The organism is Ruegeria sp. BI7 (assembly GCF_056537925.1).
Map to the genome: position 1 here is coordinate 252,715 of NZ_JBQFSK010000005.1, position 15,195 is coordinate 267,909.

General features: G+C 58.0%; 18 protein-coding genes. 11 read left to right on the plus strand and 7 right to left on the minus strand.

The window, feature by feature from the left end; all coding sequences use genetic code 11:
• The first annotated feature begins 41 nt into the window (after positions 1-41).
• Genes ACR0JB_RS14180 through ACR0JB_RS14210 form a run of 7 tightly spaced genes read left to right on the plus strand, consistent with a single transcriptional unit; the run spans position 42 to position 5,465 of the window.
• Positions 42-746, plus strand: coding sequence for a response regulator transcription factor (locus ACR0JB_RS14180; RefSeq protein ID WP_170350387.1), 705 nt, complete (start codon positions 42-44; stop codon positions 744-746).
• Between the two features lie 32 nt (positions 747-778).
• On the plus strand, positions 779-2,497 hold the full coding sequence (locus ACR0JB_RS14185; RefSeq protein WP_170398714.1) for an ATP-binding protein: 1,719 nt from the start codon (positions 779-781) through the stop codon (positions 2,495-2,497).
• Between the two features lie 4 nt (positions 2,498-2,501).
• The gene (locus ACR0JB_RS14190; protein WP_480790007.1) at positions 2,502-2,972 is read left to right on the plus strand and encodes an HPr kinase/phosphorylase; all 471 of its coding nucleotides are present in this window, start codon (positions 2,502-2,504) and stop codon (positions 2,970-2,972) included.
• The gene (rapZ, locus tag ACR0JB_RS14195; protein ID WP_254429537.1) at positions 2,957-3,850 is read left to right on the plus strand and encodes an RNase adapter RapZ; all 894 of its coding nucleotides are present in this window, start codon (positions 2,957-2,959) and stop codon (positions 3,848-3,850) included. The genes ACR0JB_RS14190 and rapZ overlap by 16 nt, the downstream gene beginning before the upstream one ends.
• A complete protein-coding gene (locus tag ACR0JB_RS14200; RefSeq protein ID WP_170398721.1) occupies positions 3,847-4,254 on the plus strand; it encodes a PTS sugar transporter subunit IIA in 408 nt (135 codons plus the stop codon). The genes rapZ and ACR0JB_RS14200 overlap by 4 nt, the downstream gene beginning before the upstream one ends.
• Before the next feature lie 2 nt (positions 4,255-4,256).
• Positions 4,257-4,526, plus strand: coding sequence for an HPr family phosphocarrier protein (locus ACR0JB_RS14205; RefSeq protein WP_170328297.1), 270 nt, complete (start codon positions 4,257-4,259; stop codon positions 4,524-4,526).
• A 39-nt stretch (positions 4,527-4,565) separates the two neighbouring features.
• Complete coding sequence (locus tag ACR0JB_RS14210; protein WP_170350394.1) at positions 4,566-5,465, plus strand: lysophospholipid acyltransferase family protein; 900 nt, start codon at positions 4,566-4,568, stop codon at positions 5,463-5,465.
• A gap of 57 nt (positions 5,466-5,522) precedes the next feature.
• On the opposite strand, the gene ACR0JB_RS14215 is transcribed toward ACR0JB_RS14210, so the two are convergent.
• On the minus strand, positions 5,523-6,398 hold the full coding sequence (locus ACR0JB_RS14215; protein WP_170377533.1) for a 3-hydroxybutyryl-CoA dehydrogenase: 876 nt from the start codon (positions 6,396-6,398) through the stop codon (positions 5,523-5,525).
• A 163-nt stretch (positions 6,399-6,561) separates the two neighbouring features.
• Between ACR0JB_RS14215 and ACR0JB_RS14220 the strand changes: the two genes are divergently transcribed.
• Positions 6,562-7,383, plus strand: coding sequence for a DUF6473 family protein (locus tag ACR0JB_RS14220; RefSeq protein ID WP_254440546.1), 822 nt, complete (start codon positions 6,562-6,564; stop codon positions 7,381-7,383).
• Between the two features lie 60 nt (positions 7,384-7,443).
• On the opposite strand, the gene ACR0JB_RS14225 is transcribed toward ACR0JB_RS14220, so the two are convergent.
• The 6 genes from ACR0JB_RS14225 to ACR0JB_RS14250 form a co-directional block, all read right to left on the minus strand.
• Positions 7,444-8,373 carry an electron transfer flavoprotein subunit alpha/FixB family protein gene (locus ACR0JB_RS14225; RefSeq protein WP_170398724.1) on the minus strand — a complete coding sequence of 310 codons (930 nt, stop codon included), beginning with the start codon at positions 8,371-8,373 and terminating at the stop codon, positions 7,444-7,446.
• Positions 8,373-9,131: an electron transfer flavoprotein subunit beta/FixA family protein gene (locus ACR0JB_RS14230; protein WP_170360063.1), complete on the minus strand. Its 759-nt coding sequence runs from the start codon at positions 9,129-9,131 to the stop codon at positions 8,373-8,375. Before ACR0JB_RS14230 ends, ACR0JB_RS14225 begins: the two co-directional genes overlap by 1 nt.
• A gap of 163 nt (positions 9,132-9,294) precedes the next feature.
• Entirely contained in the window at positions 9,295-9,867 is a 573-nt protein-coding gene (locus ACR0JB_RS14235) for a cob(I)yrinic acid a,c-diamide adenosyltransferase (protein WP_170360066.1), read from the minus strand.
• A complete protein-coding gene (locus ACR0JB_RS14240; RefSeq protein ID WP_170350405.1) occupies positions 9,868-10,071 on the minus strand; it encodes a twin transmembrane helix small protein in 204 nt (67 codons plus the stop codon).
• Between the two features lie 80 nt (positions 10,072-10,151).
• The gene (locus ACR0JB_RS14245; RefSeq protein ID WP_170398727.1) at positions 10,152-10,979 is read right to left on the minus strand and encodes an SDR family NAD(P)-dependent oxidoreductase; all 828 of its coding nucleotides are present in this window, start codon (positions 10,977-10,979) and stop codon (positions 10,152-10,154) included.
• A 69-nt stretch (positions 10,980-11,048) separates the two neighbouring features.
• Positions 11,049-11,657 (minus strand): SH3 domain-containing protein, encoded by a 609-nt coding sequence (locus tag ACR0JB_RS14250; protein WP_480790008.1) that lies wholly within the window; start codon positions 11,655-11,657, stop codon positions 11,049-11,051.
• A 203-nt stretch (positions 11,658-11,860) separates the two neighbouring features.
• Between ACR0JB_RS14250 and ACR0JB_RS14255 the strand changes: the two genes are divergently transcribed.
• From ACR0JB_RS14255 to ACR0JB_RS14265, 3 genes are all read left to right on the plus strand, one after another.
• Positions 11,861-14,209 carry a DNA topoisomerase IV subunit A gene (locus ACR0JB_RS14255; protein ID WP_170398730.1) on the plus strand — a complete coding sequence of 783 codons (2,349 nt, stop codon included), beginning with the start codon at positions 11,861-11,863 and terminating at the stop codon, positions 14,207-14,209.
• A gap of 98 nt (positions 14,210-14,307) precedes the next feature.
• On the plus strand, positions 14,308-14,901 hold the full coding sequence (locus tag ACR0JB_RS14260) for a hypothetical protein (protein ID WP_170360073.1): 594 nt from the start codon (positions 14,308-14,310) through the stop codon (positions 14,899-14,901).
• 113 nt (positions 14,902-15,014) lie between these two features.
• A partial coding sequence (locus ACR0JB_RS14265) for a GTP-binding protein (protein ID WP_480526299.1) occupies positions 15,015-15,195 on the plus strand: 181 nt, incomplete at its 3' end.

Consider the following 15,195-nt stretch of genomic DNA (forward strand, 5'->3'; position numbering starts at 1 on the left):
GCGTATTATTGCGTAGGTGAGCAGGAATAGGGGTGAACCCGATGTCAAAGATTGCACTGGTGGACGACGACAGAAACATTCTGACGTCAGTGTCCATGACGCTCGAAGCTGAAGGATTCGAAGTCGAAACCTATAATGATGGGCAGGCGGCTCTGGATGCTTTCAACAAGAAACTGCCCGATATGGCCGTGCTGGATATAAAGATGCCGCGTATGGACGGTATGGATCTGTTGCAACGGCTGCGACAGAAAACCCAGATGCCGGTGATCTTTCTGACCTCGAAAGATGATGAAATCGATGAGGTTTTGGGCCTGCGCATGGGCGCGGACGACTATGTAAAAAAGCCCTTTTCCCAACGTTTGCTGGTCGAACGCATCCGCGCATTGCTGCGTCGACAAGAGGCGACGGCGGGTGATGCGACCAACGCCAATACCGGCGAAACCAAGGTGATGGAACGTGGCGAATTGCGGATGGACCCGTTGCGCCATGCGGTCAGTTGGAAGGGTGCGGATGTATCGTTGACGGTGACCGAGTTCTTGCTGCTTCAGGCGTTGGCGCAGCGACCGGGCTTTGTCAAAAGCCGTGATCAGCTGATGGATGTTGCATATGATGACCAAGTCTATGTCGACGACCGGACCATCGATAGCCACATCAAGCGCCTGCGCAAGAAAATGCGCACCGCAGACCCTGAGTTTTCGGCCATCGAAACGCTGTATGGTATCGGATACAGGTACAACGAAGAATAAGTGTGGCCACTGAGAAGGGGTAACCGGGTCTCGTGCGCGATACGGAACAAGCAAACGAGTTGCGCGACGGTGACGTCGTTCTGGGGGATGATTGGGTCATCCCACAAGACCCGGATTCGGCTGAACTCCGGGCCTCGCGCCGACGTCGCAACATGTTCTCGCTGCGCGGGTCGCCCCTTGCGCGTCGGATTATTACCTTCAATCTGATTGCCCTTGTGATCCTAGTCACCGGGTTGCTGTATCTCGACGATTCTCGCGAAGAGCAGGTCCAGCAGACTGCGCGCAACCTGATCGGGGACGCGCAGCTAGTCAGCAATGTGTTCGAAGCCCAGCTGCGTCAAAACCAATCCGGAACCGCACAGGATGCGGCGGCGTTGGACGTTAAGGATACGCTGGCGGGGCTTAGCCTGCCTGACGGCGGCGAGGTCTTTGTCTATGACATGGATGGAACGCTGATCGGCTGGACGCGCGGAGTTTCGACCTCAACGCAGACCTATGCACTGCTGAAAACCGAAGCCGAAGTGCAGACCGGAAGTACCCTGATCAGTGACGCACTGAACGCTGTGTGGACCGGGCTGTCCCGGGTGTTCACCCGTTCCGACCCCGACGAAGCACCAACGCTGGCGCAGCGCGTGCAGGAAATCATTCCATTGTCGATTCAGGGGCAGAAGCAGATTGAGGCGGTAAAGGATGACGCTGGTCAAACGGTCATCGTGGCAGCGGCTCCGATCCTGCAAAGCGGCGAGCCGGTGGGCGCCGTCGCAATGGCTGGTCCTGCTGGACAGATTGACGCGCTGGCCCGGCGCGCGCAAGAACGCATTTTGCAGATGTTTGTTGTGGCATTGCTGGTGTCCATCGGTCTCAGCCTTGTTTTGGCCTCGACCATCGCCAACCCGTTGGCCGATCTGGCCGCTGCGGCCGAGATGGGCAAAGATCGCGGTGCCGGGGTAAATCCCGGCCGTATCCGCATCCCGGACCTCAGTGCGCGGCCGGATGAAATCGGACGCCTCAGCCGCGCCCTGCGCGGGATGGTAACAGCGCTGTATAATCGTATTGATGCCAACGAACAGTTTGCCGCCGATGTGGCGCATGAAATCAAGAACCCGTTGGCCAGCCTGCAATCTGCGGTTGGAACCCTGCGCGTGGTCAAACGCGACGACCAGCGCGACAAGTTGCTGGGCGTGATTGAGCATGACGTGCGGCGGCTGGACCGTCTGGTCAGCGATATCTCGAACGCATCGCGTCTGGATGCCGAACTGGTCAAAGAAGAGGAACAACCTTTTGATCTGCTGAAATTGCTGGGCAATATCGGTCAATATCTGGGCGAAGAGGCCCGTACCAAAGGCATCGACTATATTACTGATCTGCCGTCTCAGCCGATTGTCGTGAACGGGCTCGAGGCGCGGTTGGCGCAGGTGTTCGTCAACCTGATAACCAACGCGATTTCTTTCTGCGAAGACAGCGATGCCATTCGCGTCTGGGTGCGGCGTCGCGAAAACCGGGTGTTGATCGTGGTCGAGGATACCGGCCCGGGCATCCCGGAACAGGCGCTGACCAAAATCTTCAAACGGTTCTATTCGCAGCGTCCCGACGAGCATTTCGGCAACAACTCGGGCCTTGGACTGGCGATCTCGAAACAGATTGTCGAGGCCCATGGCGGTGTGATTTGGGCCGAGAACATCCGCCCGACTGAGGCAGATGTTACATCAGACCCACAAGGCGCGCGCTTTGTCGTGGGGCTGCCTGTATAAGCGCATGAGCGGCAAGACCCTCTTGGACATCCAACATCAAGACAAGGCCATCCTCCATGCGACATGTGTTGCCGTCGAGGGGCAAGGCGCATTGATTCTGGGGCAGTCGGGCTCGGGCAAATCGGCGCTGGCCTTGCAGATGATGGCGCATGGCGCAACTTTGGTGGCTGACGACCGGGTTGCCCTGTCGATGGTGGGCGATACGGCCATGGCGGATGCTGCTCCAAACCTGCGTGGATTGATCGAGGCACGGGGCATTGGCTTGCTTCGGGCGCACAAGGCGGGGACAACGCCGATCCGCTATGTGGTGGATCTTGATCAAAACGAACCCGCCCGCTTGCCCGATCCCGATAAGACCCTAGTTCTAAAGCAATCCGTTCCCTTGCTACGGGCGGCAGGCGTCCCCAATTTGGCGGCAGCACTCATGCAAATTTTGAAAATGGGACGCGTGGACCCGGAATGGCCCAGCACATGACCTCGCAACGGCGCATCGTTCTGGTAACCGGCCCCTCGGGCGCCGGGCGTTCGACGGCGATTCGCGTTCTTGAAGATCTGGGTTTTGAAGCCATCGATAACCTGCCGATGGGTCTTTTGATGCGCCTGCTGGACGGTCCGCAAAGCGATCGTCCAATGGCGCTGGGCATCGACGCACGCAACCGCGATTTCTCGACCATCGGGTTTATTGAGCTGGCGGTCCGGCTGCGGCGGATGGAGCAGGTGGACTTGACTACCCTCTATCTGGATTGCAGCGACGAGGTATTGCTGCGGCGTTTCTCGGAAACCCGGCGTAGGCACCCTGTGGCCACAGATGCCAGCCCGGAAACCGGTGTGCGGCAGGAAAAGGAACTGTTGGCTCCGATCCGCGAGATCGCCGACACATTGATCGATTCCAGCCCGCTGAACGTCCACCAATTACGCGAAGAGGTCGAACGCTGGTTCGCTCCCAAAGGCGGACGGCATCTGGCTGTTTCGATTGAATCTTTCTCGTACAAGCGCGGTTTGCCGCGCGGGTTGGATATGGTGTTTGACTGTCGGTTTCTGGACAATCCGTACTGGCGTCCTGACTTGCGGGCGAAAGATGGTCGAAACCCCGATGTCGCGCGCTATGTACAATCGGACACGAACTACGCACCTTTTTTCGACCGGGTGGTGGATCTGCTGAAACTCTTGTTACCGACCTTCCGTGCCGAAGGCAAAGCACACCTGTCCGTGGCCTTTGGGTGTACCGGAGGGCAACACAGATCGGTGGCCATGGCCGAAGCGGTTGCAAAGGCCCTTGCAGAGGAGGGGCAGCAAGTGGCAATTAGGCACCGCGAAATGGAACGTCGATCGTTGAATGTGAGGCCGGATTGATCGGGATCGTACTCGTAGCACATGGTGGGTTGGCCAAAGAGTATCTGGCCGCCATGCAACATGTGGTCGGAAAGCAGCCCGGCCTAGTCGCGATTTCGATCGAGGCTGACCATGACCGTGCCGCAAAACAGGCTGAAATCTGTGCGGCTGCTGACAGCGTCGATGTCGGGGATGGGGTTGTTGTTGTAACTGATCTGTTCGGGGGCAGCCCGTCGAACCTGAGCTTACGGGCCTGCGCGCCACAGGATCGCCGTATCCTTTACGGTGCAAATCTGCCTATGTTGATCAAACTGGCCAAAACCCGCCACCTGCCCATAGCGGATTCAGTACGACAGGCGATGGAGGCTGGACGCAAATATATCAATGCGCAAAACGTTACATTAGAAGAAGACCGGACAGATTAAGAATGACCAATCGAAGCCTGAAAATCATTAATGAAAAAGGTTTGCATGCCCGCGCTTCGGCCAAGTTGGTTGAGGTGGTCGAGGGCTTTGACGCACAGGCCGAAGTATCCAAAGACGGATTTTCTGCATCCGGCGATAGTATAATGGGCCTTTTGATGTTGGCAGCCTCGCGCGGAACGACTATTGACGTCGAGACGTCCGGACCGGATGCTGAGGCGTTGGCTGATGCCTTGGAAACCCTGGTGAATGACAAGTTCGGGGAAGGTTTCTGATTTCATCCGCCGCGTAACGAAGAACGGGAAGACCTGGAATTGGCGGAAACAACGCACGAGACGAAGACCGGCCCAGTGGTGGATGGGACCACAGATCAGGGTGAGATCTACGATCGTAGAACCCTGACCTATGCGAATTCGTTCGATGATGTCTGGACGTCGACGGCCATTCGCGCCATCGAATGGTGTACTGGCAAGCTGACCATTCTGCGTATGGTCAACAAGTTCGAAAAGAAGAACGAATATTATCGCGGCCAACGGTTCTGGGGTGGTGCGCTCAAGACGATGGGCATCGACCTGACCACCCCTCAGGAACAAATCGCCCGTATACCTAAAGAAGGTCCCGTTGTTGTGGTGGCGAACCACCCCCACGGTATGGTTGACGGGATGATCTTGGCTGAACTCATTGGCCAGGTGCGCAGCGATTACCGCATCCTGACCCGTTCTGTTCTGACGGGGCTGGACGAAGCCGCGACATCGTTCATGATCCCAGTGCCATTTCCCCATGACCCCGAGGCGCAAACCAAGATGCTGGAAATGCGCAGCAAGTCGATGGACCACCTGAAAGAAGGTGGTGTCGTTGCCTTGTTCCCGTCAGGCGTGGTGATGTCCTCGGACGACTGGTTCGGCCCGGCGCAAGAGCGGGAGTGGAACGTGTTCACCGCCAAGATGATCCGCCGGTCCGGTGCCAAAGTGGTTCCGATCTTCTTTCCGGGCAGAAACTCTCGCGCCTATCAGATAGCCAACAAGCTGTCCCCGATCCTGCGACAAGGCCTTCTGCTGCATGAGATCGTGCGGTCGTGCAACAAACCGCAATCACCGGTTATCGGCGATCCGATCTCGGACGAGGACATGCAATTGCTGGAGCGCGACCCGCGTGGCTTCATGGCTTGGCTCAGAAAACGCACGATGTCGCTGGCCGAAACGCAAAAAAACTGATCCGTTTCTTCATCTGGCCAAAATACCTCGGGGGTGAGGGGGCTGGCCCCCTCTGCCTTAGCGGGTCGGAATCGGAACCTCGCCCCGATAGTCATAAAACCCGCGTTCGGTTTTTCGGCCCAGCCATCCGGCTTCGACATATTTGGTCAGCAACGGGCAGGGGCGGTATTTTGTGTCGGCTAATCCTTCGTGCAACACGTTCATGATCGCCAAACAGGTGTCCAAACCAATGAAATCGGCCAATTCCAACGGCCCCATCGGGTGATTGGCGCCCAATTTCATGGACTGGTCGATGGATTGCACATTGCCCACGCCTTCGTACAAGGTATAGACCGCCTCGTTGATCATCGGCATCAGAATGCGGTTCACGATGAAGGCGGGGAAATCCTCGGCGCTGGCGGCGGTTTTACCCAGACGATCCACCACGGATTTGCAAGTGTTGAAGGTCTCTTCGTCCGTGGCGATCCCGCGGATCAATTCGACCAGCTGCATCACTGGCACCGGGTTCATAAAGTGAAACCCCATAAACCGTTCAGGCCGGTCCGTACGACTGGCCAGGCGGGTGATTGAAATTGACGACGTGTTCGACGTCAGAATCGTGTGCGGTTGCAGGTGCGGCTGCAAATCCTCGAAGATCGCCTGCTTGATTGATTCTCGCTCGGTGGCGGCCTCGATCACCAGGTCCGTTTGCCCCAGTTCCGGCAATTCCAGTGTCGTCTTTACGCGTTTCAGGGCGGCTTGCATCGCCTCATCGGTAATTTTCCCGCGCGAGGCCTGACGCGCCATGTTGCCTTCGATTGCGGCGACGGCAGCTTCCAGTGCATCCTGGTTCACGTCATTCAGCAGAACGTCATATTCCGCAAGGGCCAGGACGTGGGCGATACCATTGCCCATCTGGCCTGCGCCAATCACTCCGACTGATTTTACGTCCATGTTCTGATGCCTCTGTGTCTCTGGATTGAAGGGACAGTACCGGCAGATCGGTAGGGGCGGCAAGGGGATCGGACCCATCGACTTTGTCTAAATTGCGCGCATTAGGAATTTCTCAAGACATGCGGCTGCAAGATGGCAACCGGGTGAAAAATGGGTGAGTGTTATGAGCTATCATCAAACAGGCTCGGCAGGTGCCGGGCATGCCGTATGCCAATACGGTCAATCACGTCTTTGGTTTCGGGGACCAGAGAGGTCTTTGGACACGGCCTATATGGCCTGTGTCGGCGGGGATGAGACCTATGGGCGATTTGTTGACCGTCCTTATGCAGCGATTCTAGAGGACAGGCTGGACCGGCGCTGCCTGAATTTGGGCAGCCTGTATTGCGGGGTCGAGGCGCTGTGCGGCGATGCAGGCCTGTTCACGCTGTTGAATGGGGCCGAACTGTGTGTGTTACAGGCGCCCGGGGTTCTGAGCCAGTCAAACCACTTTTACCGTGTCCATCCCCGGCGCAACGACCGGGTTTTGGCACCAACTCAGGATCTGATCGACCTCTACCCCGAGGTTGACTTTACCGATGTCCATTTTGTGGGCCACTTGATGCGGCGTTTGCAAGACTGTCAGGATACCCGCTTTGAGGTTGTGGCAGAAGAGCTGCGTCGTAACTGGGTTCGGCAAATCAGCGACCTGCTGCAAAGGTTGAAGGTACCGGTCCTGCTGCTGGCGCTGAAGGTGCTGCCGCAAAAAAATGATGAACGTCAGGAAGAGAGGGCACCAATCACAGTCACTCCTGAAATGCTAAAGGCCGTGCGGCCTTTCTGCGCCGATTGTGTCGAAGGCACGGCTTATGTGTCCGGGCAATCTGATGAGCTTGAGGATATGTTGTTCGGTACATTACAACAGCCGATGGCCGAGCACATGATTGGCCCGGCGGCACATCGGTCAATCGCGGAGGCATTGGTCGGACCCATTCGGAACCTGCAATGAAAAAGGCCCGCCACGTGGCGGGCCTTGCTAGATTTTTCGGCGAAAAATCTTTTCCTGCTATCAGCCAAGCTTTTCGGTCAGTTCTGGCACGGCCTGGAACAGGTCGGCAACCAGTCCGAAGTCTGCGACCTGGAAGATCGGTGCTTCTTCGTCCTTGTTGATCGCGACGATGACCTTGCTGTCCTTCATACCGGCCAGGTGCTGGATCGCACCCGAGATACCGACGGCGACATACAGGTCCGGGGCAACAACCTTACCGGTCTGCCCAATCTGCCAGTCGTTCGGCGCATAGCCCGAATCGACCGCCGCGCGCGAGGCACCAACCGCCGCGCCCAGCTTGTCGGCCAAACCTTCGATCAGTTTGAAATCGTCTTCCGAGCCGACACCACGTCCGCCCGAGACAACGACCCCAGCCGAAGTCAGTTCCGGCCGGTCGCTTTCGGCCACCTTGTCCTCGACCCACGATGACAGGCCTTCGGAGCCGGGAACCGAGATGGTCTCGACCGCGGCCGATCCGCCTTCGCCCGCCGCGTCAAAGCTGGCGGTCCGCAGAGTGACAACCTTTTTGGCGTCGTTCGACTTCACAGTCTGGATGGCGTTGCCCGCATAGATCGGGCGCTCGAAGGTCGAGCCGTCGACCACACCCGACGCGTCCGAGATCACCATCACGTCCAGCAGCGCGGCAACGCGCGGCATCACGTTCTTGGCGTCGGTGGTGGCAGGGGCAACGATGTGCTCATACCCGTCGGCCAGCGACACGATCAGTGCGGCGGTCGATTCCGCCAGGCGATGACCCAGCGAGTCGTCTTCGGCAACCAGAACCTTGGACACACCGTCGATCTTGGCAGCGGCTTCTCCAGCAGCAGCGGCGGAACCGCCAGCGGCCAGAACGGTAATGTCGCCCAGAGCCTTGGCGGCATTGACGGCCTTGGCGGTGGCGTCCAGCGCCAGCTCGCCATTGTTAACCTCGGCAAGAAGAAGAACAGCCATTACACAGCCCCCGCATCTTTGAGTTTCGTAACCAGCTCATCAACCGAGCCAACAATGATGCCCGCAGCACGTGCCGGCGGCTCTTCGGTCTTGACGATCTCAAGGCGCGGGGAAACGTCTACGCCGTAATCGGCGGCGGTCTTCTCCTCCAACGGCTTCTTCTTCGCCTTCATGATGTTGGGCAGCGACGCATAGCGCGGCTCGTTCAGGCGCAGATCAACGGTCACGATGGTCGGCATCTTGACGCTGATGGTCTGCAGGCCGCCGTCCACCTCGCGGGTGATCTTGGCGGCGTCGCCTTCGATGTCCAGCTCGGATGCGAAGGTGCCTTGCGACCAGCCCAGCAGAGCCGACAGCATCTGGCCGGTGGCGTTCATGTCATTGTCGATCGCCTGCTTGCCCGCCAGAACTATGCCGGGCTGCTCTTCTTCGACCACTTTGGCCAGGATCTTGGCGACGGCCAGCGGCTCGATGTCTTGATGCACGTCATCGGCGGCCACAACCAGAATGGCGCGGTCGGCGCCCATGGCCAGTGCGGTCCGCAGAGTTTCTTGCGCCTGCTTGACGCCAATCGAAACGGCTACAACCTCTTCCGCCTTGCCGGCTTCTTTCAGGCGGATCGCCTCTTCCACCGCGATCTCGTCGAACGGGTTCATCGACATTTTGACATTGGCGAGATCGACACCGCTACCGTCCGCTTTCACGCGAACCTTCACATTGTAGTCAATCACGCGTTTGACAGGCACGAGTACCTTCATTTTAGCGCTTGCTCCTCACAAAAAACGGTAAGCCGCGTTGCGACTCCACCAATGCTCTCGGACGACTGAATAACGTCTGAATTCGCCCTGCAACAGAGCAAAATCGTCACGTCATGGGTTTGGGACGTCGCGTTTCGTGTTTTTTGACGTTAAGGTCCGCGACTTAGCGGTTCGCTCCCGGAACCCAAAGCACATCCTGCGTGCCGTTTTCATTGGCGCAACGTGCGGCGACGAAGAACCAGTCGCTGAGACGATTGAGGTATTTCACCGCAACCGTGTTCACCGGTTCCATATTGGTCAGCTCTACCGCAAGCCGTTCGGCCCGGCGTGAAACCGTGCGGCACACGTGAAGATGTGCCGCCAGACGCGAACCACCCGGCAGAATGAAGCTGCGCAGCGGCTCCAATGCTTCGTTCATGGCGTCGATTTCCGCTTCCAACCGGTCGATCTGGGCTGGCACGACGCGCAGCGGGGGATAGTCGGCCTCGGCATCCTTTTCCATGTCGGGACGGCAGAAATCGGCGCCCAAATCGAACAAATCGTTCTGGATACGGGACAGGGCGGCTTCGACATCGCCCTCGGCTTCGGTGCGGGCCACGCCAACAAATGCGTTCAACTCGTCAACAGTGCCATAGGCAGCAACACGGCCGGAATACTTTGCAACGCGCTCACCATTGCCCAGAGCGGTTTTGCCGTCATCGCCAGTGCGAGTGTAAATCTTGTTGAGAACGACCATCTATTGGGCTCCTTGTCCACGCAACCAGACGTAAAGCACGATCAGCACTACGGCAATGAACTGAAACAGGATACGCAGGCGCATCATCTTGTTGCTTTTCATCGCGGCCTCTTTACCGCTTTTGCCAAAGTTTGAGATGCCAATCGCCAGCACGACGACAACAGCCGCCATGGCCAACAGCAAAACGACCATCATTAGGTCCATGGGTACACCGTCCGCGTTTTTTGTTTCCTTGGGCTATCATCTAGCCCCGTAGGTGTGAAAAGCGAACGGGTAATATTGCCTCAGACGTCCGACAAAATACGATCAATCGTGCGGGTCGGCAGAACGCGGCGCAGGTATCCGGCGATATAAGTCGGCGTCGTCACATAATATCGCGCGCGTGGCCGTTTTGATTCGACCGCATGGGCCAGCTTGTCGGTTACCGCCGACGCGGGTAGTTCGAACCGATCCGGCCCCGAGGATTCGTACAGTCTTTTCAACAACGAAGATTCGTACCGCTCTCGCAGGGGCGAGTTCTGCCAGTTGATGAATTTTTCAAAGAAGGGGATCGAGTTTTCGCGGATTTTCGAAGTGATCGGGCCGGGCTCAATCAGGATAACCTTGATGTCCGTATCTGCCAGTTCCAGGCGCAGCGTGTCCGTCAGACCTTCGACCGCGTATTTTGTGGCCACATAGGCGCCGCGCCAGGGATAGGCCACCAGACCCAGCACGGACGAGTTCTGAACGATTCGCCCATGTCCTTGCGCCCGCATGGCTGGAATCACCTGCCGGGTCAGCTCGTGCCAGCCAAAGAAATTGGCCTCGAAAATTGCGCGTAAGCCATCCGTCGGCAAATCCTCGACAGCACCGGGCAGGCCATGCGCGCCATTGTTGAACAACGCATCCAGGGTGCCACCCGTCGCCTCAAACACCGAAGCCAGCCCCGCGGTGATGCTGTTGGCGTCGGTGTAATCAATATGCGGGCTTTCAAACCCTTGTGCCCGCAGCCGGTCGCAATCTCGCTGCTGACGGCAGGAGGCAAACACCCGCCAACCTCGGGCGCGCATGCCGTGCGCCGCATCCAGTCCAATGCCCGAGGAGCAGCCGGTGATAAGAATGGTCTTTTGCATGGTCTTCCTGAATCTGAACCTGATCTATAGCTATGGCGAGGTTCAGGTCAGGACAATGACACGGCTGCGTCAGTTCGCGATTTTTCGCACCAGCGAGGCCGAAATCCATCCGACCTGTTGCTGAGGCAACACGCGCAGGCGCAGCCAGCCGGTTCCGGATTCGCTTAGTACTTCGACCTTCTGACCGATGGTGGCCTTGCCGACAATCGGATAGATCGTACCCGGCCCGTCGCGCATGTTCACGCGGGTTCCCGAAATCTCGCGAATGTCTTTTTCGGGCTCGGGGATGGCGGGTGTTTCGGCCACATCTTCCTGCACGTCATCCGTGATCTGGCGCAGCCCGGCCACACCGTCCTCAAGCGAAGCAAACGTGATGTTGGCGTCTTGGTCCGCGAAAACCGTAATGGTTGAGAAAGACCCCAGCGTGGCATCATCGGCCACAAATTCAACCACCTCTTCCACGGCGGGCTTGGGTTGCACACGTGCAGTAGGCGCACGAACTGCGACATTGGTCACAAGCTCTTCGGCCTGGGCAGGAGCAATGGTTTGCGTCGGGGCGGTTGCAATACGAGCGGGTTGCTCGGCACGCAGGCCACGCGGTTCGAAATCCGGCCCGCCGCTCATTACGTAAAAGCACCAACCAAGTGCAGCGAAAGTAAAAACAACAAGGCGCGTCATGGCGCATCCCCCAGGGTCAATCGTAAGATACAAGAAATAGGCAGCAGTCTAATCCATTCAGCGTAGCATATTTCAGGGTCCAAGTCGAAAGACGGGGGAAATCGGGGGGTTGCCTCCCCCTGTTGCAAAAAGCGCCACTTGTCCCCAGTAAAATGCGTGCTGCTCGCTTTACCAGCGCGCGGTTGCGGCGTATCACATCATGTATGACCGATACGATCGACGACCCCAACATGGAGGCCCCCGACAACGGGGGCGAGATAGCCGAACCGCTACGCCGCGCGATTGGCGAACGCTATCTGACCTATGCTTTGTCCACCATCATGCACCGGGCGCTGCCTGATGCGCGCGACGGGCTGAAGCCGGTTCACCGGCGAATCCTGTATGCGATGCGCGAGTTGCGACTCAGTGCGACGGGTGGTTTCCGGAAGTCTGCGAAGATTTCCGGCGACGTGATGGGCAACTATCACCCGCACGGCGACGCCGCGATTTACGATGCGATGGCGCGTCTGGCGCAGGACTTCAACGTCCGTTACCCGCTGGTCGACGGGCAGGGGAACTTCGGCAATATCGATGGTGATAACCCGGCGGCCTCGCGATACACCGAGGCACGGATGACCATCGTCGCCGAGGCGCTGCTTGAGGGGTTGAACGAGGACGCCGTCGATTTCCGCGATAACTATGACGGCACGCTGACCGAACCGGTCGTGCTGCCCGCGCAGTTTCCGAACCTGCTGGCCAATGGCTCCAGCGGCATCGCGGTCGGTATGGCGACAAACATTCCGCCGCATAACATCGCCGAGCTGTGTGACGCCTGCCTGCATTTGATCAAAACACCAGACGCGCGTGACGACACCCTGCTGAACTATGTGCCCGGCCCCGATTTCCCGACCGGTGGCGTCATTGTCGAGCCGCCTGAGAATATCGCGCAGGCCTATCGCACCGGGCGCGGGTCCTTCCGTCTGCGCTGTAAGTTCGAGGTTGAGGATCTGGGCCGTGGCCAGTGGCAGATCATTGTCACCGAGATTCCGTATCAGGTTCAGAAATCCAAGCTGATCGAAAAGATCGCCGAGCTTATCCAGACCAAGAAAATTCCAATTCTCGCTGATGTGCGCGACGAATCTGCTGATGACATCCGCCTGATACTTGAGCCGCGTTCCAAGAATGTGGACCCCGAGGTGCTGATGGGCATGCTCTATCGCAACTCGGACCTTGAGGTGCGGTTCAGCCTGAACATGAACGTGCTGATCGACGGGGTCACGCCCAAGGTCTGCTCGATGAAGGAAGTCCTGCGCGCCTTCCTCGATCATCGGCAAGAGGTGCTGCTGCGACGTTCGCGTCACCGTATGGCCAAGATCGACCACCGCCTTGAAGTGTTGGAAGGCTTTATCGTCGCCTTCCTGAACCTCGACCGTGTGATCGACATTATCCGCTACGACGACGACCCCAAAGCCGCGCTGATGCGCGAGGACTGGGGGATCGATCATGTCCGTGCCACAAGTGAGGCCGACTATGTCTCACCCAAACCGGGTGAGGGCGAGCTGTCCGAGGTTCAGGTCGACGCGATCCTCAACATGCGCCTGCGCAGCTTGCGCCGTCTGGAAGAGATGGAACTGGTGCGCGAGCGCGACGAGCTGATGATGGAGCGCGCCAATCTTGAGGACTTGCTGGCCGATCCGGCCTTGCAATGGGCCAAGATCGCCGAGCAGTTGAGAGAGACCAGAAAGACCTTTGGCAAAGACTACGAAGGCGGTGCGCGCCGTACCCAGTTTGCCGAAGCCGGACAGGTTGAAGAGGTTCCCCTTGAGGCGATGATCGATAAGGAACCGATCACGGTCGTCTGCTCTCAGATGGGCTGGATTCGCGCCATGACCGGGCATATCGATCTGAAGCGAGAGTTGAAATTCAAGGATGGCGACGGCCCGCGTTTCATCTTTCACGCGGAAACGACGGACCGGCTGCTGGTGTTTGCCTCGAACGGGCGATTTTACACGGTCAGCGCCGCCAACCTGCCCGGCGGGCGGGGCATGGGCGAGCCGCTGCGTCTGATGGTCGATCTACCAAACGAGGCGCAGATCATCGACATCCTGATCCATAAACCCGGGCGCAAGCTGCTTGTGGCCTCGGATGCGGGTAACGGGTTCATGGTGCCCGAGGATGAGGTGCTGGCCCAGACCCGCAACGGTAAACAGGTGCTGAACGTCAAAGGCGAAGAAACCGCAATGATCTGTAAGCCCATCGATGGCGATCACGTGGCGGTGGTGTCTCAGAACGGTAAGTTCCTAGTCTTCCCAACCGAAGAATTGCCCGAGATGACCCGCGGCAAAGGCGTGCGTCTGCAGAAATACAACATGGCGCGTGGACGGCAGGGCACACTTGAGCTGGATGGCGGCTTGTCCGACCTGACCACCTTCAACTGGGAAGAGGGTCTCAAGTGGTCGATGGGTGGGGATAAAACCCGGCACGAGGCGGATATGTCCCAATGGCTCGCCAAGCGCGCCAGTGTTGGGAAAAAGCCGCCCTATGGCTTCCCGCGCGACTATAAATTCTCGTGAATATGCACTGGTCGCAGGTAGAATTTCGCTGATACGGCTTGGCACAGGCCGTATCGGTGCGCTAGACCAAAGAAAAACAGGCCTATCGAGATGAACCTATGCTGCGCATTCTGACTTTGATCACCGGATTGGCCCTTATGGGCGCCTGCACGCAAACGCAGCTTTATGAAGAGCCGGAATCGCTGGGCGAATTCAAGTTGCGGGTCAATTATGCCTTTGCTGACAAGGCGGTGCAGGGGCCGGTCAGCCGCGATGCCACACCGGATGAATGGACCGCTGCTATTCAGAACGCAGTTGATATCCGGCTGGGTCGCTATGAAGGCGTGCAGGAATACGACATCGGTATCAGCCTCGAAGGCTATATGCTTGCGCCTCCGGGTATCCCGGTCATCTACAATCCGAAAAGCACGGCCATTGTCCTGGTCAACGTCTATGACGTGAACAAAAAAGAGTTCCTTGCCAAGGGCAAGCAGTTCCAGGTTCTCGAGGACACGACCGGCGGCAGTGCTTTGAAGGGCTCTGGCCACGAACGGACCAAAGAAGAGCAGATGAGCGGGCTTGCACTGAAGGTCGCGGACCGAGTCGAGGAATGGTTGGCCGAGGAACATAAAGACAATGGCTGGTTTGATCGTCGTCCAGACCTGATCCAACCGCTCGAATCCGGTGTTGTTACGCAAAATCCGGCATCTTAACCTGCTTTTCACGCAGGATGTGCTTGATTTTCCCCTTTGAACCAAATATCTCGCGCGCGCAGATGTAACCACGGGACCGAGGGTCCCCCAAATCGCAAAAGGGCGCCTGAGGAATGGCAAAGGAAAAGTTTGAGCGTACAAAACCGCACGTCAACATCGGCACGATTGGGCACGTTGACCACGGTAAAACCACGCTGACCGCAGCAATCACCAAGTATTTCGGTGACTTCAAAGCGTATGACCAAATCGACGGCGCGCCTGAAGAGAAGGCTCGTGGCATCACCATCTCGACCG